Here is a 23,814-nt window from a genome sequence, read left to right on the forward strand (position 1 = left end):
TACTAGAATCCTATAAACTGATCACAAGAAGCATGAGCCGTAAAGGAAATTGTTGGGACAATGCAGTGGCTGAGAGCTTTTTTAAGACTTTGAAAACGGAACAGATTTATGGCAATAAGCTTATATCTAAAGAGCAAATGGGACTCGATTTATTTGAATTTATTGAAATCTGGTACAACAGAAAAAGAAGGCATTCCGCTTTAGAATATAAAACAATCGAAGAATTCTGGAAACAGCAAAATATTTTTAAAAATGTTGCTTAACTAATAGTGCGGTTTTTATTTGCATATCCACTATTTGCTTTTTCTTTCTTTTCTAACTTATTTTGAGCATAAGATATAGTAGAGATTAATGATAATATCAAAATTTTTACAATCGATTTCATGATTTTTAAAGTTTAAATTAATAATTTATTTTCACGATTCTAATTAATTGTCTAGGCCTATCAATTTCTTCCCCTAATAGTTAGTGTTGATGTTTTTGTTGACTATTTTTTCAAATAGAAACTTTAAAAGGTGTTCAGTTTTTTTTGGATTTAATGTAGGTGGCCAAAAAAGATACTTAAGAAATGAGGGGTAATTTACTTGCGATATTGTTTGTAAACAGTGGAATTAACAATAAGTTATTGACACAAAGGTGGTTGAAAAGGTTGTATTTGGAAAATAAATTGTATTAAGACGCACTATCAATGTAGTAAAATGAAGACACTCTGTATCTAAATGTTTGTATTAGTATGCTGAAATAATATAAGAACTAATTTTTGAGATAAGAACAAAAAATGGTTTAGTTGTTATGTTGAATCAAATGTTAAGATAATATATCTACTTTTTTAATGAAATTTTTATAATTATTACTTAAACATACTTTGTAGTTTCCCTTAAGGACAACAAGATTATCAGCTAGAACAACTTCTTCTATTTTATCTTTATTAACAATGTAATTTCTATGTGTTCTAATAAATTTTCTTGAGTCGAGTAATGCAAGTATTTTATTTAAAGAAATCAGGATTATAAATTTTTCTTTTTCAGTGATGATATTGCAATAACGATCCTCAAAGACTACGTATATTATATCTTCAAGAGAAACTTTTTTTAATGTTTTTTTCTTTTTTATAAATAGATAATCATTGCTAACTACGGTATCTTGATGTTCACTCAAGAAAACATTTGGTTGTTCGTAAAATTTTTCGACTGCCATTTCTAATGCATATAGAATTTCTAATTCATTATAAGGTTTGATCAAGAAACAAAAAGGTTTGGTTAGTTTTGCTCTTTCGAAAATATGACGTTCTTGAGAATTAGTCAAAAAAACAAATGGTTTTGAGGCTTTTGGAATAGAGTTAATTGTCTCGGCAAATGTAATTCCATCTGGTTTTTTATCCAGAAAAACATCTATAATAATGATGTCAACTGGATTGTTGAAAAATAAAGTTAGTGCGTCCTTATAGTTTCTTGCTACACCAACAATGTTGTATTTATGAACAAGTAAAACTTTGCTTAAAGCTTCGCTTTGCTCAGGGATATCTTCTATAATCAGTATATTTATTGTGTTCATTTTATACTACTTTTGGTATTGAAATGATTATTTTAGTTCCTGTGTTTAATTTACTTTTTATATCTAGCGTACCATTGTTTTTCTTAATCATTTGCTTGCATAATTGTATACCTAACCCAGTTCCTTTAATTTCAGAGTTCCTTGTTTTCGATACTAATTTGCTTTCTTTGAGTAACTCATCTATAGTGTTTTGATCTATTCCAATTCCAGTATCTTCTATAATGAGTTTGCAAAAATCAGAATTTGTTTCTTGTGTATAGATGCTAATTTTGCTATTCTTGTCTGAGAATTTTATTGCATTATCAAACAAATTACGCAGCACAATTTTTAATGAATCAATGTCTACTAGTACAAAACAATTTTTAGACACGGAGTTCTTATAAATTATTTGCTTTTCAGTTAATAATGGTATGTAGTTGTATTCAATTTGTTGAACGATAGAGTAGAGATGAACTGAATCTTTATGGAAATACAATTCCTTAGTTTGTAGTAACACCCAATGCAGTATATTATCAAGTAAGTTATAAGCACCATTTGCAATGATGCTATTTTGGTGTAGCAGTTGATCCAGCTTGTTGTAATTTTTGGTTTCTAATGAATCGATTAATTTGGTATTACTTGTTTTCAAAGCATTTACAGAAGCGCGTAAATCGTGACTTACAATAGTTAACAATTGATCTTTTGTAGTATTGATTTCATCGAGTTTGTTTTTTTGATGTAAAATGAGATTAGTACTTTTTAAATGTTTGTAATACGCAAAAGCACCTCCTATTAGGATAAAAAATAAAGCTGCTGTAATGTATGAATATTCATATTCTGATTTATTTATTAATTTATTTTCTGCTTTATGTAAGTTGATTTGGTTTTGTTTGAAATCAATTTTATTTTTATTTTCAAAATCAGCTATAGACCATGCTATTTTTTGTTTGTTTGACGAGTCTTTCCATTGCTCTGATTCTTTTATATAGGCTATAGCTTGTATGTAATTGCCTCTTTTTTCTTCTTCTTTAGCTATTGTTTGAGACGCCTCCATTTTGGTGTCAAAACCACTTATTTTTTTCGAAAAACCGTGTGCTTTTTCGAAATAAAGTAGGGTGTCAGCATATTTGAATTGTTGTTTATATAATGAAGTAAAATCTTTGTATAAGTTTAAAAGTGTTAAAGTGTCTTTTTCTTTTTCTAGTAATTTTAGACTTTTAAAATAATATACCTGGGTTTTGTTATAATGTTTTAAATTCAAATAACAATTTCCAATTTTATTATAAAGTATACTTGTTTTGAAGTATTTTTTGCCTGAAATAGAGAGAGATTCAGCTTTTTTGTATAATTGAATTGCTTTTTTAAATTGTTTTAATTCGAATGCAATGTCCCCTAGTTTTAAAATGACCACGGGATATAATTTAAAGTTTTTAGAAATTTTATTAAATTCAGTTTTGCTATTTTGAAACGATTTTTTTTCATTTAAACTGTATCCATTAAAAAAATGACAATAGTCTGTTATTTCTTTTTTATTGCTGGAACGTAATTGAATGTTGGAATACACTAATGCAGAATCCCATTTTTTATTAATTAAATGAGAATATGCTTTGTTGAAATTAATCTCAGTTTTGTATGCGATAGATTTAAGAGTCTTATCGGCTTTTAATTCGTCAAAAAAAGTGTTTTGAGGATAAATTAAAAACGGAAAGATTAATGCTATAAAAAGTAGAAAGATTTTATTCTTTACTATTTGCATGTTTTTTATATTAAGTATTAGGTAATATTTGAATTACCATCCACAGGAATAAAAAAACATTTATAGTATAAACAATTTAACTTTATGTTTTAATTATTGCTGTTTCCGTAACTCAATTGTTTTTGAATTTGATTTTAACATTTAATTTTTATTTTGGTTAAATGAACAATTGTCCTTAATTTAAAATCAGAGTTTTGATTTTATCTTGTTGGAAATGTGAAGATTGGGATTGTGTAAATTTAATGTAATTTTAATTAATAACGAAAAATCCCGTCTCAAAAAATTGAAACGGGATTTTCTATAAATTAACCTTTAGTAATCCAAGATTTGAATACTCTAATTAAGACTCACGTGGAGGTCTTTGCAAAAGTGCTTTTCTTGATACTTTTTCTTTTCTTGTTTTAGGATCCATTCCCAAGTATTTTACTTGAAATACATCACCCATATTTACAACATCAGAAACATTTTCTGTACGTTCCTTATATTAAAAGTAAAACGTTCAGAAAATAATATTTTTAATATATTATTGTATCGAAACTTTAAAATGATGAAGGGTTGATATTTCTTTCAATACATTTTTCCATTTATGTTTTATTTTTTTTCCATTCCCAAATTCATCGAAAATTCCTATAAAAATTTCTATTACGCCCAAAATGTTTAATATTGCGAAAGTCCTTTGAAAAGTATCAATTTTTTTTAATTCATCTTTTTTCGATAAATCATAAAGATGGAAATAATCTAAGTCAAATAGAAAAAGTATTTCTATAAAATCTTCATAAATAATCAATTTGAATTCGTCCAAATTTAATTGATATTTTAATTGAGGAATTAAGTTGAAGTTTTTCTGGATGAGTCGACCTGTATAATTAGGCTTTTTACTTTCAAACGTAATAATTAATCCTTCGTTACTCTCAATTTCAATCTTTGCATTTAATTTTATAGCCAAATCTTTTGCAAGTTGTTCTAAATTTGAAAGCTTCAATTTATGAGCGCCAACAATAAAAGGGTGTTTAAATTTATCCATTACGAAATAGGTTTCCAATCCAATTCTTTTTCAATGTAGCGCCTGTAATAGGTGTCAATTTGTGTTGGAGTTCTTCGAATATATTCCTCTGCTAAGGCTCTTTTGTGATTTTTTAGCTTTTTTAAATAGTCAACTCTTTCATTAGGAACAATTGTATCAATGACTTCGCCATCTTCATTTTTAATTTTCCAGTTTTCGCCAAGATTTGTCCAAATTACAGCATCAATATCGGTGTTGCTAATCCAATCTAAAATATTTTTTTCAAAGAATACTTTTTTTGAAAAGGTATTCTCGGGCTTATCATAACTTCCAATTTGCTCACTGCAAGAACCTTCTCTAACTGCTAAATTTAAAACGGCTTCTTCCAGAGTTTTATAATTTGAAATTGCAAAATAGGTTTTGACTTCTTTGACTTCTTTTGCATCTTTGGTAATCACAAGGGTTAATCTTCCGTCTTTTGAAATTCTTGCAAATTCAATGGGTAGTATAGGACCATTTTCTGACCAACCAATTTCTTTATCAAATTGTAAATCTTTGGGTTGCCATAATAGTGAACCCCAACCTAGTATTGCTATTTTCATTGTTATTAGTTGAATAAATAAATGGAGAAACCAATTAGTGAAATTACAAATCCAATAAATACTGAATATCTCTGTCGATTGTAATAAGACCATGTCTTTTCTCCTGCAGATTTGGTTGCTTCTTTAATTTCATCGTTACTTTTACCATCGTTGATAAGTTGTGCAGTATTTCTAAAATCTTTCAATCTATTATCTGTAAAAATTGTGTAGAAAAATAATGATATTAGAATGGCGATTAGAGAAAAAGATAAAATAATATTTTCGGGACAATTTAGTTTGCCTTTGTTTGTAATTAAGAAGTTTAATTCAAAGCCAAAAATTGCAGAACTAAACACGAAATATAAATTGGCACTAATTCCTAGTTGATTACGTTGGATGTCTCTCCAATATTTATAATTGTAAAACTCATCTTTCTTTTTACTTTTTTCGGGAATTTTTTTATCTGTTTCGATAATGATAAATTTACTTTTTACTTTTTTTGCCATAGAGATTCTAATTTATACGTTTAGAGGAATCTTACCATTTTTAATATCTTCCAGTAACTTAATCACAAGTTCATCATCAATATATTGTTTTAATTCATTCCATATTGGACTAGGAGTGTCATAATATGAACAAACTAATTTGTCCGAATGTTTGTGAAGTAATTTAACTGACCAGTTTATACCTTTATTATAAAATAAGTTTATCCAATTCCACCTTTCGGCATATTTGTCGATAAAACTTTCTGACCAAGGAAGATGTTCGTTTGATGATAAATCATAACAGTAATCATCATAGAACGATCTTTCAGTGTTTTCAATCCATGTCCATCGTTCCTCATAAGTACTAATTATTACTTCGGTAAATGGTAAATTATTATTTCCACTTAAATTATTCCAGTCCCATCTTTCAATGTGTTTTTCAAAAAAATCTACTGACCACGGTAAGTTTTTGTTTTCACTTAGTTTACTCCAATTCCATCGATTAATGTATTTTTCAATCAATTTCTCTGATAAACGGACATTTTTATTACTGCTTAATCCACAAATAGAATCCCCATAAAGTTCAGCTTTATATATTTCATCTTCATTAAGGATAGAGTCAAATAAAAGTTTATCATCAAATCGTTCAATGAGTTCTTCTGTCCATTCAATGCCTTCATTATTAGAAATATTATTCCAGTTCCATAGTTCTTCATATTTCTCTAATAGTTCTAAACTCCAAGGCAATTTTTTATTTTTACTCAAATATGACCAATTCCATTTATCTTCATATTGCTCAATTAATTCTAAAGTCCAAATTAGACTTTCATTTTCGCTTAAGTATTCCCATGAAAAGTAGTCTTTAAATAAAAACACTTCATTCCAAGTTATGAATTTATTACAACAACTTATCATACTCCAATGATGTTCGTTCCAAGTTTTTTGATATTTTTCTAATAAATTTATACTTAACGGAATATTTGAGCAAGTATAAGTACTTTCGAAATCTAATTTATCTTCATGTTTTTCAACCAATTCAAAACTCCAAGGAAAATTATAATTAGTATTAAATGAATACCAACGCCATCTATCTGTAAATTTATCAATAAGTTCCTCGTTAAAAGGAATGTTTTCATTATAACTTAATAAATTCCAATTCCATTTTTCAATATAAATATTTATTATTTGTGTTGACCATTCAATGTTTTTGTTGCCACTTAAATACTCCCAATTCAAACTTTCAATACTGTTAAAATCTACAATATTGGAATTTTTTAATAAATTTGTTATGTCATTATATATTGAGATTTTTTGCCAATTTAAATATTTTTCATAGGAGAGTATTTCTAAAGTTAGCGGATAAAAGTTTGAAATTAAACCAATAAAAAACTTTGGATTCCGCTCAAAAATTTCAACGACCAATTTTTTGTTGTTTTCGGCTATCAATTTGTTTGTAATTCCAATGCTAGAATTTACTTTTAATAGGAGGTTTTTTTGTGACAGAGCGACTACCTTATTTTCGTTTTCCATAATTACGATTGAATTTCTAAAGTTAAATTATTTAATTCTTCTTTTAGTTGTTCTTTGGTTATTGTAAAATAGTTGTCCCAATTGCTAATGTTATTGATGACTTCAAAAGTTTCATTGTTTTTCAATTCAATAATTTCTTGTTCAATACGTTTTAAGTTGGCTTTCAATTGCTCTAAAATTGTTTTAAGTTTTTCTTTTTCAGAAATAGTATCTGCATTAGATTGAAATAATTTGCCAGATTCCAAATCTTTTAAAATTTGATTTACGGTGTCAATATCATGTTCGTCGTATGCTTTTTTTAGATTAATAAAGATTCGTTCGGCTTCTTCTTTTTGCTCGTCATTTACTTTATCCGGATGACAAAAAGTAGTCGCTTTTCTGAATTTTTTCTTTAAATCTAGTTTTTCTTGATTCGTAAGTTCAAATTGTTTTTTCTGTTTTTCAATTTCAAATTGTTCTTGATAATTATTGAAATCTTCTTCCGATTCTTTTTCTTTTGGTTGATTTATAAACTTGATTTTTCGTAATTGGAGTATTTCTAAAATTAATTTCCCCAATTCTAGCGTATGTCTGTGTTGAAAATCGGACAGCACTTTCTCTAATTCAATCTTTTCGTTATCAAAAGCATTTATTTGACTTTCTAGTATTTTTATTTCCAATTTAATTCCTGCTACTTCGGGGTCATTCCATTTAGAAAGTTGCTGATAATTGGAGATGAAAAGTTGAATTGCGGTTACTGCTTTTCCATATTCTTTACCTTCAATACTAGTTATAATAGTATTGATGTCTATATTGAATTTGTAAATAAGTAGCTTCTTTGCGAATAGTTCTAAATCATCAATATCTTCCAAAATAATAAGGTTTTTTAAAACTTCTAAACGCTTAATTATCTTGTCTAACGGAAAGTCAAAATCTTCAATTGTTTGATTAGGAAATTGTTTTTCTACAATGCAATGAAACTCTTTAATAAATTGTTCTGCTAATGCAGTGTTATTTGAATTGATAACTATATTCTCGTGGTTGCTTTCAGCTTTATAACTCCAATTATAGGAACCAGTAATTACGGTTGTGTGGTCAATTACGCAAAATTTATTATGCATAAGATTGGTATCGCCATCTCCAATTTTATACACTTTTCCGCTAAATTTTTCTAAAAGTTCAAAATCTATTTGTGAATTTTCATTGATTTTGTCGTTTGAAATTATGATGTAAACTTTGCAACCATTCTTTACTTTGATTACTAATTTGTCAAAAATTAATTTATTTGTAAACCAAGCAACTGCAATATAAACGGATTGTTCTGCGGATTCTATTTCGTTTAGTATTCTATTTGCAATGTTGCTAAAAATGGCTTCGATATACATTGTTTATGTTTTAATCAAAAATAGTTAAAATATAATCTTGATTTTAAATTTCATAAAATATTTCTTATTATTCAATGTTAGGATTATACAAAACAAAAATCCCGTCTCAAAAAATTGAAACGGGATTTTATATAATTAAACCTTTAGTAAACTAAGATGTGATTACTCTAATTAAGACTCACGTGGAGGCCTTTGTAAAAGTGCTTTTCTTGATACTTTTTCTTTTCTTGTTTTAGGATCCATTCCTAAGTATTTTACTTGAAATACATCACCCATATTTACAACATCAGAAACATTTTCTGTACGTTCCCAAGCTAATTCAGATACGTGTAATAAAACTTCATTTCCTGGAGCTGCTGTGTATTCTACAACTGCACCAAAATCTAACATTTTGATTACTTTTACTTCATAAGACTCATTCATTTGAGGCTTGAAGGTAATTGATTTGATTTTAGCCAATACTGCTTCTATTCCAGCAGGATCTGTTCCTAAAATTTCAATTACTCCTTCTTCAGTAATTGGGTCTTCATTGATAACAATTGTAGTTCCTGTAGCTTTTTGTAATTCTTGAATCACTTTTCCACCAGGTCCGATCAATGCTCCAATAAAGGCATTAGGAATTCTTCTTGTAATGATTTTTGGAGCGTAAGCTTTAACATCCACTTTTGGAGACGCTAAAGTTTCGATTAATTTTCCAAGGATATGCAAACGACCTTCACGTGCTTGAGCAAGTGCTGCTTCCATAATTTCGTATTTCAATCCATCAATTTTGATGTCCATTTGACAAGCTGTAATTCCTTCAGAAGTCCCCGTTACTTTAAAGTCCATATCTCCTAAGTGATCTTCGTCACCTAAAATATCAGACAATACAGCAAAACGATCTCCGTCAGTAATCAATCCCATTGCAATTCCAGAAACGGGACGAATCATTTGGATACCTGCATCCATTAATGATAATGTACCAGCACAAACTGTTGCCATAGAAGAAGAACCATTCGATTCTAACACTTCAGATACCACACGAATTGTGTAAGGACAATCAGCAGGAATCATGTTTTTCAACGCTCTTTGAGCTAAGTTTCCGTGTCCTACTTCTCTTCTTGAAGTTCCTCTTAAAGGACGTGCTTCACCAGTTGAGAAAGGAGGGAAGTTATAATGCAAGTAGAATTTTTCTTCTCCTTGTTCAGATGGGGAATCAATTTGATTGGCTTCTCTAGAAGTTCCTAAAGTAGCTGTAGCCAAAGCTTGAGTTTCTCCACGTGTAAACAAAGCCGATCCGTGAACTGATGGTAAGTAGTCTACTTCACACCAGATTGGTCTGATTTCTGTGGTTTTTCTTCCGTCTAAACGTGTTCCTAAATCTAGGGTTACGTTACGAACTGCTTCTTTATTGGTTTTTTTGAAATATTTAGAAACTAAATCTCCATCAGCAGCCAATTCTTCTTCAGTAAACAACCCTTTTACTTCTTCTTTCACTTCGTCAAATGCAGCTGTACGTTCTTGTTTAGAAGAACCTTTGCTTGCAATAGCATATATTTTATCGTAAGATGCTGCTTTTACTTTAGCGTAAATAGCTTCGTCTTCTCTTTCTCCTTCGTAAGTACGAACTTCTTTTTTTCCAAAAGCGGCTTGTAAACGAAGTTGAGCAGAAATTTGATTTTTGATATGTTCGTGAGCAAATTTAATAGCCTCAAGCATTTCTGCTTCTGAAATTTCTTTCATCTCACCTTCTACCATTGCGATAGAATCCATAGAAGCACCAATCATCATATCAATATCTGATAAAGCTAATTGTGCACGACTTGGATTGATGATGAATTTACCATCAATACGACCAACTCTAGCTTCAGAAATTAATGTTTCAAAAGGAATGTCAGACAATGCTAAAGCTGCTGATGCTGCTAAACCTGCTAATGCATCTGGCATAACATCTTCGTCATAAGACATTAATTGAATCATTACCTGAACTTCTGCGTGATAATCGTCTGGGAAAAGTGGACGCAATACACGGTCTACTAAACGCATTGTTAACACTTCGTTGTCACTTGGACGAGCTTCTCTTTTGAAGAAACCTCCTGGGAAACGACCTGCTGCTGCAAATTTTTCACGATAATCTACCGTAAGGGGTAAAAAGTCGATACCTGGACTTGCCTTTCTTGAGGATACTACTGTTCCTAAAATAACAGTTTTTCCAATTCTTACTACTACAGCACCATCAGCTTGTTTTGCTAATCGTCCTGTCTCGATTGTGATGTTTCTTCCATCACCTAAATCGATGCTTTCTACAAATAATTGTGGAATCATAATTTTTTTTTGTTGTTTATTAAACAATGGATTTTAGTTGTGTTGTAGTGTTGTAGTTGTTGCGTAGTTAATGCCTAAATTCCAATGAAAAACCAAACTTTTTTTTAATGTACGTATAAATATCAAAAGTCACTATTTACACCTGATTTTTTAAAAATTTAAATTCTTACATCTAAACTCTTAAATAAAAAAAGAGGCACTTTCGCACCTCTTTTTAATATTGATTATTTTCTAATATTCAATTCTTTGATAATCTCACGATATCTGTTGATTTCTTTCTTTTTCAAGTAATCCAACAATGATCTTCTTTTACCTACTAATAGTACTAATGAACGCTCTGTGTTGTAATCGTGACGATTTTTTTTCAAGTGCTCTGTAAGGTGAGTGATTCTGAAAGTAAACAAAGCAATTTGTGCTTCTGATTTCCCTGTGTTCGTAACTTCTCCGTGTTTAGCGAAGATTTCTTCTTTAACTTCTTTAGTTAAGTACATGCTAATATTTATTTAAATGATTTTTATGTATATCTCACAGCTATTGCAAGACGGCTGCAAAAATATGAAATAATTATGACACGAACAAAATAAAGATTTCTTTATTTTGTGAACTGACGATGCAACAATTAATTATCTTATCTTGCTGATTGAATTGAAATAGGTAGTGAATAGGTGCATCTTACTTTTTGTCCTCTTTGTACTCCAGGAATAAAGTCGGTATAAGCTGTTACAACTCGAATTGCTTCTTCTCCTGTGCCATAACCAAGGTCCCTTAGAATTTTTGGTTCCACAATTTTACCTTCTTTATCAACAACAAATGTAATGTAAACTTTTCCTTTGAGTCCTTGTTTTTCAGGAGTTCTGTAATTTTTGCCTATAAATTTATAAAAATCCATAATGCCATTTTTGGGATTTGGAGCTATTTCTACTTCAGTATAAGTATAAGTTTCGCCGTTTTTATCCGTGCTGATTCCTGAAATTATTTTCCCGTCTTGATAGGTTTCTTGGTAACTGGAGTTAGATTTTTTGAATGTACCTTCCCATAACCCATCTTTAAATCCGTTTTTTATTGCTCCTTTTGTCGTTTCATTTTCTCCTTGGTCTGCAAAAATACCGTTACCGTCACTAACTTTCTGTACTCCATTTACATCCCAAAACTGATTGATTTTATGTTGTGCTGTCCGTTTGTTTTCGTCTTGAATGTATTCTCCTTCTAGTTTTTTAGCCCCATTGTCATACCATTCGATATCTTTTCCGCTTACGCGCCCTGTGATATAGTTAGTTATCGATTTTTTCTTGCCATTTTCATAATAATAGGTGAGTTCGCCTTCTTTACTAAATCCTTCTTTGTTTTTTGAAGTTCCCTCCATTTGCAAAACACCCGATTTATAGTATTCTAAAATTGTATAATTATCTTTATTTAAATTGTAATCTTTTATAATTCTATAAAACGTATACTCATTTGATGTTGTCACCATATGAGTGGAGTCCAGAAGAATCAATTTATCATTCTCTGAAATCTGTGAAATAGCGAATTTTGGTAGAAAAAGTAATAATAAAGAAAAGTAGATAGACTTCATAAGTAGATTTATTTTATTCGAATGTAATAATTTTAACACAAACTTGCAATCACCACTTTCACATATTCAAAAAAACTTTTGTTGGCTTTGATAAAAGGATTGAAAAATTTTGGAATTTTACTTTTCGACTAACGAGAAAGCTTTTTTGAGTAAAAACGGAGTGCAAAGTGTGGTAAAAACGCCCATGATCACTAACATAGAGAAGATTTCAATAGAGATGATTCCTGCTTTATAGGCAATATTTGCGATTACTAGTTCCATAATTCCTCTTGCATTAAGTCCTATTCCTATAGCTAATGCAGTTTTGTGATTTAGTTTTGCAATTCTACTTCCTAAGTAACCACCGATGATTTTTGACGAAAAGGAAACTAAAATAATAATTAGCAATAATCCAAAATTTTCAATAGCTGAAAATTGAAACTCCAATCCGATTCCAGCAAAAAAGATGGGGGCCAAAAATCCAATGGTCATTCCATTTGTTGTATTGTGAATTGTTTTTAAATGTTTTTCGCCTACTAATTCTTTAGAAATTAGCATCGAAGCAAAAAAAGCACCTATTATAAAATGCAATCCAATACTTTCTGTTATTGTGGCAAAGATTAAGATGAAAACAAAAAAGATAGCAAAAAGGGATTCTTTGCCTTTTAATAAACTTAAAATTACATTCAATTTATCTTGTATGTAATTTTCTTTTTGTGAAAAACGATTGATTAATTTATAAGTATATATGATCAATAAGACAAATAAACTTAATTTTAAAATAGTGAATACAATGGTTTTGCTAATATTGATAAATGTAGGTTCAGTGTTGCTTAAATCCAATATGATTCCTAAAATGGTTAAGGCTAAAATATCATCAAAAATGGCAATTGAGATAATTTTTTGTCCCAATGATGTGTTGAGTTTTCCAAAATCCATTAATATTCGAATGCTTACAGGTAATGCTGTAATGGCAATGCATAGCCCTATGAAAATAGTTGCCATTTCGTCTAAATGATAAAAATGTCCAACAAGAATACCGGATAGAAAAGGAATGAAGAAAGCTAATAAAGAGATTACTATATTTCTTCCTTTCATGGATTTAAGAATGCCTTCAATGTTTATTTCTAATCCTGCAATAATGATTAATAAAAACACACCTAATTCTGAAATCACTTTTAATTCTTCGGTTCTGTGAATAAAATTAAATACAGATGGACCAAGCATTATTCCAGCTAGTATTTCTCCAATCATCGCAGGTTGTTTCAATCTTTCCATTATTTCTCCAAAAAGGCGAGCTGCCGCAAGCAATAATAATAAGCTTGCAAAAAATGGAAGTTCGAAATGGGGCAAAGTAAAATTCATGATGCAGTAATTTAATTAAAGAAAAAACATACCAAAAGTAGAAAAAAGACTCCGATTTTGATACCAGTTAAAATAATTTAGCAATTTCTTGATTGACATACTCTAGAAAAAGTTCGTCAGCTGATGTAAATGGATTTATTTGATGACTGTCAATATCTATTTGTCCAATGTTTTTGCCGTTTACAAACAAGGGCACCACAATTTCAGATTTAACCGTGAAACTGCAGGCAATGTAATTGTCTTGGGCTGAAACGTCAGGAACAACAAAATTTTCATTAGAAACCGCCACTTGTCCACAAATGCCTTTTCCAAACGGGATAACAGTGTGGTCTGTTGGCGCTCCTATGTATGGGCCTAGATGTAAAGTTTGATTTTCGTGATTGGCAAAGTAAAAACCTACCCAATTGTAATATTCTATAGAGTGGTTTAAAAGTTCGCAAATTTTCAGGAGTTTTTCCTCTCTTAAAATAGTTGGAGTTGAAACTATTTCGGTCACTTTTGGTTTTAATTCGTCGAAAGTCATAGCGGTAATTTTCTGTAAAAGTATTTAAATATGGCTTTCTATTTTTATATAAATTTGTAAAAAAATCAATTTTGAAAAAATATTTTATTCTCTATAAGCCATTCTTGATTTTTTTGGGCAAATTTTTGTTGACTTATTTAGTTCTAACTTTTGTTTATCAGCTATATTTGGATCAGTTTGATGGTGAAATTAAAGAAGTTGACGGGGTTACTAAAATGGTTGCCGAACATTCAAAAGACCTTTCTTTTTTTTTTAATTACGACGCAAAAATACTACCCAATTTAAATGAACCAGCTATAGATTTTTATTACAACAATAAAAAAATGGCTAGAATTATTGAGGGTTGCAACGGATTAAGTGTCATTATACTTTTTATTTCTTTTATAGTTGCATTTTCAGGAAAAAAGCGCACCACCATATTGTTCCTAATTGGAGGCAGTTTGCTTATTTATATATTAAACGTTGTTAGAATTGCCCTTTTGTGTATTTTGATGTACTATCATCCGGAGCAAGAACATTTTTTGCATGGAGTGCTTTTTCCAGTATTTATTTATGGAGTGGTATTTATATTATGGATTATTTGGGTTAATAAATTTTCAAAATATGCTACAAAAAATATTGAATCATAAAATTCGAAGTGTCTTTGCGTTTTTCATTGTTTTATTATTAATAATGATAAGAGCTTATGAAGATGTTTTATTTTATGATCCCTTTTTGAATTTTTTTAAAATGGATTATCATAATTTAGAAATTCCAGAAATAAACAAGTTGAAACTGTTTTTTGGTATACTTTATAGGTATTTTTTAAATTCGTTTTTATCATTGGCCATTATTTATGTATTATTCAAAGATATTGAAGGTTTGAAATTTGCTGCTTTTTTATATTTTATTTTTTTTATAGTACTAATTGTTGTTTTCTTTCTAATACTTTTTTTATTGGATGAACCTAATAAAATGGTGTTATTTTATATTAGACGGTTTTTAATTCAACCCATTTTATTGCTGCTGTTTCTGCCAGCATTTTACTATCAAAAAGGATTCAATTAATATTTTTTTTAGTATCTTTAGTAGTCCTACGATAACTGTTAAATCACTGACTAATGAAGATTGTAAAATATTCAGGAGACATTGTCGAATTTAATCCAATTAAACTTAAAAAGTCACTCTTAAATTCAGGTGCAAGCCCTTTGGTAGTTGAATCTATTTTAGAAACAATTCAAAATGAATTATACCAAGGTATTTCTACTAAGCAAATCTACAAGATGGCTTTTAGCTTATTAAAAAAAGCTTCAAATTCAAATGCTGCCAGATATAATTTAAAAGAAGCCATTAGATTGTTAGGTCCTGCAGGTTTTTTTTTCGAAAAATATATAGCTCGTGTTTTTGAATCTGAAGAATATCAAACTAAAACAAATTTACATTTAAATGGAAAATGCGTCTCTCATGAAGTTGATATTTTGATAAAAAAAGACAATGAAATTGCTATGGTTGAGTGTAAATTTCATATGGGAAAAGACATCAATACTGATGTGAAAGTGCCAATGTATATTTTATCACGATTTAATGATTTGAATAAAAAGAGGCATACCATTTTCTCGGGTAACGAACTTATTTCAAAATGTTGGATTGTATCCAATAACCGTTTTACTACTGATGCGATTGATTTTGCTCAATGCTCAGGTTTAAATTTGTTGTGTTGGAGTTATCCTGAAACCATTAATTTAAAAACTATAATAGATAAAAATTGTCTGTATCCTGTAACTTGCTTAACTACTTTATCATTGATCGAAAAAGACAAGTTGTTGATTTTAAATGTGATTTTGGTAAAAGAAATTATAAACAATAGTGATTGTTTAGCTAAAATTGGGTTGAGTTCCAATCGCATTAAAAATGTGTTGAAAGAAGCAACAGAATTATGTAAGTACTCTTAATGTCTATCATACAACTGTTATAAAACATAGAAATCATGAAAATCAAATTCATCGGAGGAGCAGGGACAGTAACGGGTTCTAAAACTTTAATTGAAAGTAATGGAATAAGGATTTTAATCGATTGCGGACAATTTCAAGGTGTTAAAACGTTAAGGGAGCTCAATTGGGAACTATTGCCTGTTTTGCCTTCGACGATTGATTTTGTGCTTTTAACGCACGGTCACCTTGATCATTGTGGTTGGCTTCCACGACTAGTTAATCAAGGGTTTAAAGGGAAAATATACTGTACCAGTCCAACAAAAGATATTGCAAAACTAATACTTTTAGACAGTGCGAAAATCCAAGAAGAAGAAGCAAATAAGGCTAATAAAGAACATTATTCCAAACACGAAATCGCCGAGCCACTTTATACGGTGTTGCAAGCAGAAAAAGTTTTACCTCATTTTAGAGTGATTAAACCCAACGAACAAATTGTTTTGGATCCCGAAATTACGGCTGTTTTTTCAAATTCCGGTCACATCATTGGAGCTTGTAGTATTGAGTTATGTCTTGAAAATAAAATATTAGTTTTTTCTGGTGATATTGGACGAGACAACGATGTATTAATGTACCCGCCAACAAAACCCGTAAGAGGCGATTATATTTTTTTAGAAAGTACTTACGGTGATCGTCTGCATCCGCAAACGGATGTAAAAGAGGAACTTGAAAAGTATATAAACAATACTGTTAATAATGGAGGTACAATCATCATTCCGAGTTTTGCAGTCGAAAGGGCACAATCTGTAATGTATTTGCTTTGGCAATTGAAAGTAGAAGGTAGAATTCCTGAGATCCCTTATGTCATTGACACGCCAATGGGAATTAGTGCTTTGGAAATTTTTGCCAATAATCAAAAATGGCATAAATTGCCAGAACAAGAATATGTGGCCATGTGTGCCATGTTTACGTTGATTTCAGATTATAGTGAAACAATTGAAACTATTTATAATAAGCAACCCAAAGTTATTATCGCTGCAAGTGGAATGATAACTGGAGGAAGAGTTTTAAGTTATTTAGAACGTTATATTGGCATGCCAGAAACCACTGTTATCATCATAGGGTATCAGGCCGAAGGAACTCGAGGAAGGAAATTATTAGAAGGTGCTTCTGATATAAAAATATATGGAAAACAATATGAGGTTAAAGCAAATATCAATGAAATAGAAGGCTTATCAGCCCACGGAGATCAAAATGATTTGCTCAATTGGCTTTCGCAATTGCAAAACAAACCATCAAAAGTATTTTTAGTACATGGAGAAAATGAAGCTTTAAAAGTGCTTAGTGAAAAAATCAATGAAAAGTATCACTTTGAGTGCATCATTCCGTTAATGGGTCAAGAGTTTGACTTATAGAAATATCATGTAATTGCTCGTTTAATGTATTAAATTTTTATTAAAAAAGGCGAAATCCAATTTCTTAATAGTGGTGTTTTGCTAAATTATAATTACTTTCACAGCCTAAACATATTTTAATAAAATTCTATGAATAATTTCGACTGGTCTCAATTAATTAACCCTGAGTTTTATATTTTAATGGAATTAGGTGGAATTAAAATAGGATTGTTAGTTATCCTTTTTATAATTTTTGCTGAAACAGGTTTGTTTGCTGGTTTTTTCCTTCCTGGAGACAGCCTTTTGTTTTTAGCGGGTATTTATAGCGAATTATTGACGCAACAAATTTCAGTTGGGAGTGATTTTGTTAACGTAGTTTTTTTGGCGTCAATGGTTTCATTGGCCGGTATATTGGGTAATATGGTTGGCTATTGGTTCGGAGTAAAAGGTGGGTCATACCTGTATAATAAAAAAGACACCTTTTGGTTTAAAGAAAAATACCTTTTGCAATCCAGGGATTTTTTCGATAAATATGGAGGGAAAGCAATAATATTTGCGCGATTCTTGCCTATTTTTAGAACTTTTGCACCTATAGTTGCCGGAATAGCATCAATGGATAAAAAGAAGTTTATGTTCAATAATATAATAGGTTCAGTTCTTTGGTCTTTTAGTATGATTCTTTCTGGACATTATTTATCAGCACTTTTTATGGATAAATTCAATATCGATTTAAAATCACATATCGAATATATTGTCATAATAATTGTTCTAATTACTACAGTTCCTGTAATTTGGAAACTTTTAAAGAAAAGAGTACATATATAATCTATCCTGTATTATAAATTTAAAACCGTTGACTTACGTCAGCGGTTTTTTTGTGCTTTAGACTTTTTTGAAGCTTCGTGTCTTTCAGGCTATCCCTTATATTTCTGATAAAAAAAAAGTTGTCCAAAAATTACTTTTTGGACAACTTTATAAAATATATACAGTAAGAGGATTTTACATCATTCCTGGCATACCTCCACCCATTGGGTTTCCAGCTCCGCCTTCTTCTTTAATGTCAATTAATGCACATTCAGTAGTCAATATCATTCCAGCTACCGAAGAAGCGTTTTCTAATGCAATACGAGTTACTTTTTTAGGATCGATAATTCCAGCTTTTAGCATATCTACATATTCGTCAGTTTTTGCATTATAGCCATAATCGCCTTTTCCTTCGGCAACTTTTGCTACAACAACAGAACCTTCTAAACCTGCATTTTCAACAATCGTTCTCAATGGAGATTCAACTGCGCGTGATATTATTTGAATTCCAGTTGCTTCGTCTGCATTGTCCGCTTTTAAAGCTGCAAGAGCGTTTTTAGCTCTCAATAATGCTACTCCACCACCAGCTACAATTCCTTCTTCGACTGCAGCACGAGTTGCGTGAAGCGCATCGTCAACACGGTCTTTTTTCTCTTTCATTTCTACTTCAGAAGCAGCACCAACATAAAGTACAGCAACACCGCCAGCTAATTTAGCCAAACGCTCTTGTAATTTTTCTTTGTCATAATCAGAAGTGGTAGCTTCCATTTGACCTTTGATTTGGTTCACACGATTTTTAATCATATCCGCTTCACCAGCACCACTTACAATCGTAGTGTTGTCTTTATCGATAGTTACTCTCTTTGCAGTTCCTAACATTTCGATTGTAGTGTTTTCTAAAGTATACCCTCTTTCTTCAGAGATTACAATTCCTCCAGTCAAAATAGCGATGTCTTCTAACATTGCTTTTCTTCTGTCGCCAAAACCTGGTGCTTTTACAGCCGCGATTTTTAAAGCGCCACGTAATTTATTTACAACTAATGTTGATAAAGCTTCGCCATCTACATCTTCTGCAATAATCAATAATGGTTTTCCTGATTGTGCTACTGGTTCTAAAACCGGAAGTAATTCTTTTAATGAAGATACTTTTTTATCATATAAAAGGATGTAAGGACTTTCAAGTTCCACTTCCATTTTTTCTGGATTGGTAACAAAATACGGAGAAAGATATCCTCGGTCAAATTGCATTCCTTCAACAACGTCTACATAAGTGTCAGTTCCTTTTGCTTCTTCAACAGTGATAACACCTTCTTTTCCTACTTTTGCGAAAGCATTAGCAATCAATTCACCAATTATTTCGTCATTGTTTGCAGAAATAGAAGCAATTTGTTTTATTTTTTCAGAATCACTTCCTACTACTTTAGCTTGTTTGGCTAAGTCGGCAACAATAGCTTCAACCGCTTTGTCAATTCCTCTTTTCAAATCCATTGGATTTGCTCCTGCAGCAACGTTTTTCAAACCTTCTTTTACGATAGCTTGTGCTAAAACGGTAGCAGTTGTAGTCCCGTCTCCTGCTAAATCATTGGTTTTTGAAGCTACTTCTTTTACCATTTGAGCACCCATATTTTCTAATGGGTCCTTCAATTCGATTTCTTTTGCAACAGTAACTCCATCTTTAGTAACTGTTGGTCCACCAAAAGTTTTTCCAATTATTACATTACGACCTTTTGGTCCTAGTGTTACTTTTACTGCGTTTGCTAGTGCATCTACGCCACGCTTTAATCCGTCACGTGCTTCAATATCAAATTTTATATCTTTTGCCATTTTAATTTTATTAATTTAATTGTTTAAAGTTTAAAAGTTGTTCTAGAAGAACTGTAATTCTTTAATCTTAATACTTAATTCTTTGTTTTTTATTCTTTTTTAGATTATTGCAAGAATATCGTCTTCACGCATGATCAAATAATCTTTTCCTTCTAATTTCAATTCAGTTCCAGCGTATTTACCATAAAGAACAGTATCGCCAATTTTTACAGTCATTTCATGTTCTTTTGTTCCTTTTCCAACAGCAACAACAGTTCCTTTTTGTGGTTTTTCTTTAGCAGTATCAGGAATGAAAATTCCAGATGCGGTTTTAGTTTCAGCAGCAGCTGGTTCGATAAGTACACGATCGGAAAGAGGTTTAATATTTAAAGCCATAATAATATGTTTTTATGTAGTTAATTTGATTAAAATTTATGTCAGTAATTATGCCATTAAGCCAAAACTGACAATATTTGTTATGCAAAATGCCAGCATTGTCAGGCTGGCATTTGATAGTATAAGAATATAAATTATTTAGCTGGAGTTGTACCAGTAGGTGCAGTTTGCACAGGTGTTACAGGTGCTGGTGCAGCAGTTGAAGTTTTATCTATAATTTTAGAATCGGTATCGCTTAATGATCCACCAAAACTTAAGCTCGAAAGTAAAATAAGTGCTATCAATACTGCGGCTAGAGTCCAAGTACTTTTATCTAAAAAGTCAGTTGTTTTTTGTACTCCACCTATTTGTGTAGAACCACCTAAAGTAGAGGATAATCCACCACCTTTAGGGTTTTGAACCATAATTACTACAATCAATAGAAAGCAAACTATTGTTATTAAAACTAAAAAAATTGAAAATGTGCTCATTGTTATTATTTGTTATTTTGTTGTAAAATCTTAATATCCGAGATACGGTCTGCAAAGAAACTACTTTTTTCTGGATATTTCAAAATTAATATCTCATAAGCTTGTATCGCTTTTAGATATTTTTTTTGTTCTAAATATACTCTTGCCAAAGTTTCGGTCATTAAGTATGAGTGGTCTGTTTTGTTGATCTCGAATTGAGTAGATGTAGTTGCTCCTTGCTTTATAGGTGGAATTTTTGGACTAGTTTGGATAAATTTGTCGATTAAGTCTAACTTTTTCTTTTTTTCTTCATCAATAATTGGTGTTGTTGATTCGGAAATTGTTTCATTAGAGCGGTCAATAGGTTGGGTTCTGGATAGTTGAAGCCATTCTTGGAAGGAATGTTTTTCGTTAACAGAAAAATCCAGAGGTTTTCCAATTTCCAATTTTTCAACGGCTGATTTAGTAGTTTCATCAACTTCAATTTGCGAAGCACTTTTTATTGATGTAATGATAGACTCCTCTATTGTATTGACTTTTTGTGCTAGTTTAATTTCAGGTTGAAGTACTTCATAACCAAAAACACTAATGTCAAGAAGTTCTAGTATTTTTTTGTCATACAAGCCTTTTTGAATGGCTACAAAAGTATCTGAAGTGATGAAATCAAATAAAACGGTTCTGTCAGTAGTATGAGATGCAGTAACTTTTAAAGCGTAATTATATTTAAAGCTATTTTGATTGTAAAGTCCTTTCAGCCGTAAAGCTCGAGCGCTTTGAAAATAAGGGAAATCATACAGTACATTACTTAAGTCATCAGTTTGCTTCTCGTTGATAGCATCTGGTTTATTAATTAAATAGGTATAATCGGTTAGGTTCATTTAAGTTTAATTGTTTAACTGGTTAATCGGTTCGCAGTTTATTGGTTTAAACGTTTAACCGATTAAACAAATAATCATTTTTTTACCATTTAGCAAGTGAGTCATTAAAAATATTTTGTGTTATTCTTTCGAATATTTCTTTTATTGCTTTATCTAAAGTCGATCCAGTAAGTTGAGAAGCTGCAGGATAATCATAATAGAAACTAAATTGTCTCTCAAAATTGTCCGCTTCTTTGTTTTTGTTTGTAAATCGAACGTTTACTCTAATTGTCAATCTGTTTTGTGAAGCTTGTTGATCAGCAGTCGCCGTCATTGGGCTAATTCTGTAATCGGTAATTTCGCCATCATAAGTCAAATCACCACCATTTTTCACAAAATTTAAATTGGTTTGATTTCGAATGATGTCTTGTAAAGCAAGGGTAAATGTCCTGTCAATTCCAGGTTCAATTAAATCTGAATTGTTTGGAAAAAAGTTTACTTGAAAAGTTTTAGCGTCTATTTTCCCTGTTCCAGTAAAGTTGTAAACCGAGCAACTATTGACACTCAATAGGATTATTGCAAGAAGAATAAGTTTTATATATTTCATTTTCTATTTTAATAATAGCTTCGCCATAACGCTAATGCTTGGTTCAAAGATATTCTTTTTCAATTGAATTATTTGAGTCTTGGGGCTTTTCGGGTAAAAACTACAAATCAAATTGTTTTATTTTTCGGTATAAAGTTCTCTCGGAGATGCCTAATTCATCCGCTGCAGCTTTTCGTTTTCCTTTGTTTTTTTCTAAAGATTTTTTGATCATTTCAATTTCTCTTTGTTCTAATTTTAGAATTTCTTCTTCCTCAACAGTTTCTGCAAATTGGTAATTATCTTCAGGTTCCTGATAATTAATGTTATTATTTTGACTGCTTATTAAACTAGTAATTGGTGCTTCATTTGAAGTTTCTTCAAAATCTATTTCACTCTCATCTTCGTTTGAACCATATATTTTTTGAATGAGATTTGGATTAATGTCTTGTGTTTTTGCAGAACCATTTTTCATTAATTCTAAAGTCAGTTTTTTCAAGTCGTTCAAGTCACTTTTCATATCAAATAGCACTTTGTACAAAATGTCTCTTTCAGTACTAAAGTCGTTTTTGCTTTTTTCGCCCTTAATTACAGATGGTAAATTAGACCCTTCAGTAGGTAAATAGGATTGTAAAGTGGCAACAGTTATATCTCTTGTAGTTTCTAAAACTGAGATTTGTTCGGCTACATTTCGCAACTGACGAATGTTTCCACTCCAACGGAATTTTTGTAACAATTGCACGGCATTATCATCCAGTTTAATAGGAGGCATTTTATATTTGTGTGCAAAATCAGCTGCAAATTTTCGAAATAACAAATGAATATCCTCTTTTCTGTCTCGCAATGGAGGCAGAGTTATATCTACAGTACTCAAACGATAATACAAATCTTCACGGAATTTTCCTTTTTCGATGGCTTCGAATAAATTAACATTTGTAGCGGCTACAATTCGAACATCGGTTTTTTGTACTTGTGATGAACCTACTTTTATAAACTCGCCATTTTCTAATATACGTAGCAAACGAACTTGGGTAGTCAACGGTAATTCGCCCACTTCGTCAAGAAAAATAGTTCCGCCACTGGCTACTTCAAAATAACCTTCACGCGTAGATGTTGCCCCTGTAAAAGCACCTTTTTCATGCCCAAATAATTCGCTGTCGATAGTTCCTTCTGGAATAGCACCACAGTTTACAGCAATGTATTTTCCGTGTTTTCTATGCGAAAGCGAATGTATGATTTTAGGAATGCTTTCCTTACCAACACCACTTTCACCAACAACCAAAACAGAAATGTCCGTTGGCGCTACCTGAATGGCTTTTTCTATCGCACGATTGAGTTTCGGATCATTTCCGATAATTTCAAATCGTTGTTTTATTGATTGAACTGTTTCCATGTTCTCTATTTTGTTTAAGGTTTTATTTATTTAAGGTTTATAATGTATTAAGAACATATGACCTTAAACTTTAGATCCTTTTATTTTTTTGTATTTGTCAATGTATCTTTTGCAACAGTGATTTGCTCTACTTTGTGTTTTGGAAAATACGTTCTAATGATATAGAATGTTCCTCCAAACCCTATGATGAAAGTTGCGATAACGATAAGTAATTGTTTTTTGGTCATTTTTA

25 protein-coding genes are annotated in these 23,814 nt (G+C 30.8%); 6 read left to right on the forward strand and 19 right to left on the reverse strand.

Annotated features, from left to right (window positions below; genetic code table 11):
- The coding region (locus tag E0F76_RS18415; RefSeq protein WP_220398932.1) for an integrase core domain-containing protein at positions 1 to 263 on the forward strand (263 nt) is incomplete at its 5' end.
- 544 nt (positions 264 to 807) lie between these two features.
- Here E0F76_RS18415 and E0F76_RS18420 read toward each other — a convergent pair.
- The 12 genes from E0F76_RS18420 to E0F76_RS18475 all read right to left on the reverse strand — a co-directional run bounded on the left by E0F76_RS18420 (position 808) and on the right by E0F76_RS18475 (position 13,996).
- Complete coding sequence (locus E0F76_RS18420) at positions 808 to 1,554, reverse strand: LytR/AlgR family response regulator transcription factor (RefSeq protein ID WP_132009738.1); 747 nt, start codon at positions 1,552 to 1,554, stop codon at positions 808 to 810.
- A gap of 1 nt (position 1,555) precedes the next feature.
- Positions 1,556 to 3,289, reverse strand: a complete 1,734-nt coding sequence (locus tag E0F76_RS18425; RefSeq protein ID WP_132009741.1) for a tetratricopeptide repeat-containing sensor histidine kinase — start codon at positions 3,287 to 3,289, stop codon at positions 1,556 to 1,558.
- A gap of 523 nt (positions 3,290 to 3,812) precedes the next feature.
- Positions 3,813 to 4,313: a hypothetical protein gene (locus E0F76_RS18430; protein ID WP_132009744.1), complete on the reverse strand. Its 501-nt coding sequence runs from the start codon at positions 4,311 to 4,313 to the stop codon at positions 3,813 to 3,815.
- A complete protein-coding gene (locus E0F76_RS18435; RefSeq protein ID WP_132009747.1) occupies positions 4,313 to 4,894 on the reverse strand; it encodes a hypothetical protein in 582 nt (193 codons plus the stop codon). The genes E0F76_RS18430 and E0F76_RS18435 overlap by 1 nt, the downstream gene beginning before the upstream one ends.
- Positions 4,895 to 4,899: 5 nt before the next feature.
- On the reverse strand, positions 4,900 to 5,379 hold the full coding sequence (locus E0F76_RS18440; RefSeq protein WP_132009750.1) for a hypothetical protein: 480 nt from the start codon (positions 5,377 to 5,379) through the stop codon (positions 4,900 to 4,902).
- A 12-nt stretch (positions 5,380 to 5,391) separates the two neighbouring features.
- Positions 5,392 to 6,888: a hypothetical protein gene (locus tag E0F76_RS18445; RefSeq protein WP_132009753.1), complete on the reverse strand. Its 1,497-nt coding sequence runs from the start codon at positions 6,886 to 6,888 to the stop codon at positions 5,392 to 5,394.
- A 2-nt stretch (positions 6,889 to 6,890) separates the two neighbouring features.
- Positions 6,891 to 8,252, reverse strand: a complete 1,362-nt coding sequence (locus tag E0F76_RS18450; protein ID WP_132009756.1) for a phospholipase D-like domain-containing protein — start codon at positions 8,250 to 8,252, stop codon at positions 6,891 to 6,893.
- Between the two features lie 171 nt (positions 8,253 to 8,423).
- Positions 8,424 to 10,556: a polyribonucleotide nucleotidyltransferase gene (locus E0F76_RS18455; protein ID WP_132009759.1), complete on the reverse strand. Its 2,133-nt coding sequence runs from the start codon at positions 10,554 to 10,556 to the stop codon at positions 8,424 to 8,426.
- Between the two features lie 224 nt (positions 10,557 to 10,780).
- Positions 10,781 to 11,047, reverse strand: a complete 267-nt coding sequence (gene rpsO / locus E0F76_RS18460; RefSeq protein ID WP_132009762.1) for a 30S ribosomal protein S15 — start codon at positions 11,045 to 11,047, stop codon at positions 10,781 to 10,783.
- A gap of 137 nt (positions 11,048 to 11,184) precedes the next feature.
- Positions 11,185 to 12,129 (reverse strand): energy transducer TonB, encoded by a 945-nt coding sequence (locus tag E0F76_RS18465; protein ID WP_246022110.1) that lies wholly within the window; start codon positions 12,127 to 12,129, stop codon positions 11,185 to 11,187.
- 117 nt (positions 12,130 to 12,246) lie between these two features.
- A complete protein-coding gene (locus tag E0F76_RS18470) occupies positions 12,247 to 13,473 on the reverse strand; it encodes a cation:proton antiporter (protein ID WP_132009765.1) in 1,227 nt (408 codons plus the stop codon).
- Positions 13,474 to 13,540: 67 nt separating this feature from the next.
- The gene (locus E0F76_RS18475) at positions 13,541 to 13,996 is read right to left on the reverse strand and encodes a GAF domain-containing protein (protein ID WP_132009768.1); all 456 of its coding nucleotides are present in this window, start codon (positions 13,994 to 13,996) and stop codon (positions 13,541 to 13,543) included.
- A gap of 71 nt (positions 13,997 to 14,067) precedes the next feature.
- Here E0F76_RS18475 and xrtF point away from each other — a divergent pair, with 71 nt between their 5' ends.
- From xrtF to E0F76_RS18500, 5 genes are all read left to right on the forward strand, one after another.
- Positions 14,068 to 14,625 carry an exosortase family protein XrtF gene (gene xrtF / locus E0F76_RS18480; RefSeq protein ID WP_132009771.1) on the forward strand — a complete coding sequence of 186 codons (558 nt, stop codon included), beginning with the start codon at positions 14,068 to 14,070 and terminating at the stop codon, positions 14,623 to 14,625.
- Complete coding sequence (locus tag E0F76_RS18485; RefSeq protein ID WP_132009774.1) at positions 14,600 to 15,043, forward strand: exosortase F system-associated membrane protein; 444 nt, start codon at positions 14,600 to 14,602, stop codon at positions 15,041 to 15,043. Before xrtF ends, E0F76_RS18485 begins: the two co-directional genes overlap by 26 nt.
- A 53-nt stretch (positions 15,044 to 15,096) precedes the next feature.
- Positions 15,097 to 15,927: a restriction endonuclease gene (locus E0F76_RS18490; RefSeq protein WP_132009776.1), complete on the forward strand. Its 831-nt coding sequence runs from the start codon at positions 15,097 to 15,099 to the stop codon at positions 15,925 to 15,927.
- A gap of 35 nt (positions 15,928 to 15,962) precedes the next feature.
- Positions 15,963 to 17,318: an MBL fold metallo-hydrolase RNA specificity domain-containing protein gene (locus tag E0F76_RS18495; protein ID WP_132009779.1), complete on the forward strand. Its 1,356-nt coding sequence runs from the start codon at positions 15,963 to 15,965 to the stop codon at positions 17,316 to 17,318.
- Positions 17,319 to 17,447: 129 nt separating this feature from the next.
- Positions 17,448 to 18,122 carry a DedA family protein gene (locus tag E0F76_RS18500; RefSeq protein WP_132009782.1) on the forward strand — a complete coding sequence of 225 codons (675 nt, stop codon included), beginning with the start codon at positions 17,448 to 17,450 and terminating at the stop codon, positions 18,120 to 18,122.
- 174 nt (positions 18,123 to 18,296) lie between these two features.
- Here E0F76_RS18500 and groL read toward each other — a convergent pair whose 3' ends face one another.
- The 7 genes from groL to E0F76_RS19415 form a co-directional block, all read right to left on the reverse strand.
- Positions 18,297 to 19,925, reverse strand: coding sequence for a chaperonin GroEL (gene groL / locus E0F76_RS18505; RefSeq protein ID WP_132009785.1), 1,629 nt, complete (start codon positions 19,923 to 19,925; stop codon positions 18,297 to 18,299).
- A 99-nt stretch (positions 19,926 to 20,024) separates the two neighbouring features.
- Complete coding sequence (locus E0F76_RS18510; RefSeq protein WP_132009788.1) at positions 20,025 to 20,300, reverse strand: co-chaperone GroES; 276 nt, start codon at positions 20,298 to 20,300, stop codon at positions 20,025 to 20,027.
- 134 nt (positions 20,301 to 20,434) lie between these two features.
- Positions 20,435 to 20,770: a preprotein translocase subunit SecG gene (gene secG / locus E0F76_RS18515; protein ID WP_132009791.1), complete on the reverse strand. Its 336-nt coding sequence runs from the start codon at positions 20,768 to 20,770 to the stop codon at positions 20,435 to 20,437.
- A gap of 5 nt (positions 20,771 to 20,775) precedes the next feature.
- The gene (locus E0F76_RS18520; RefSeq protein ID WP_132009794.1) at positions 20,776 to 21,627 is read right to left on the reverse strand and encodes a tetratricopeptide repeat protein; all 852 of its coding nucleotides are present in this window, start codon (positions 21,625 to 21,627) and stop codon (positions 20,776 to 20,778) included.
- Positions 21,628 to 21,709: 82 nt separating this feature from the next.
- Positions 21,710 to 22,213, reverse strand: coding sequence for an LptE family protein (locus tag E0F76_RS18525; RefSeq protein ID WP_132009797.1), 504 nt, complete (start codon positions 22,211 to 22,213; stop codon positions 21,710 to 21,712).
- Positions 22,214 to 22,313: 100 nt separating this feature from the next.
- A complete protein-coding gene (locus E0F76_RS18530; RefSeq protein WP_132009799.1) occupies positions 22,314 to 23,582 on the reverse strand; it encodes a sigma-54 interaction domain-containing protein in 1,269 nt (422 codons plus the stop codon).
- 80 nt (positions 23,583 to 23,662) lie between these two features.
- Positions 23,663 to 23,809 carry a hypothetical protein gene (locus E0F76_RS19415; RefSeq protein ID WP_165932744.1) on the reverse strand — a complete coding sequence of 49 codons (147 nt, stop codon included), beginning with the start codon at positions 23,807 to 23,809 and terminating at the stop codon, positions 23,663 to 23,665.
- Positions 23,810 to 23,814 lie beyond the last annotated feature (5 nt).

Origin of the sequence: Flavobacterium cellulosilyticum (assembly GCF_004349355.1) — a bacterium.
In the GTDB taxonomy this organism is placed as follows: Bacteria; Bacteroidota; Bacteroidia; order Flavobacteriales; family Flavobacteriaceae; genus Flavobacterium; species Flavobacterium cellulosilyticum.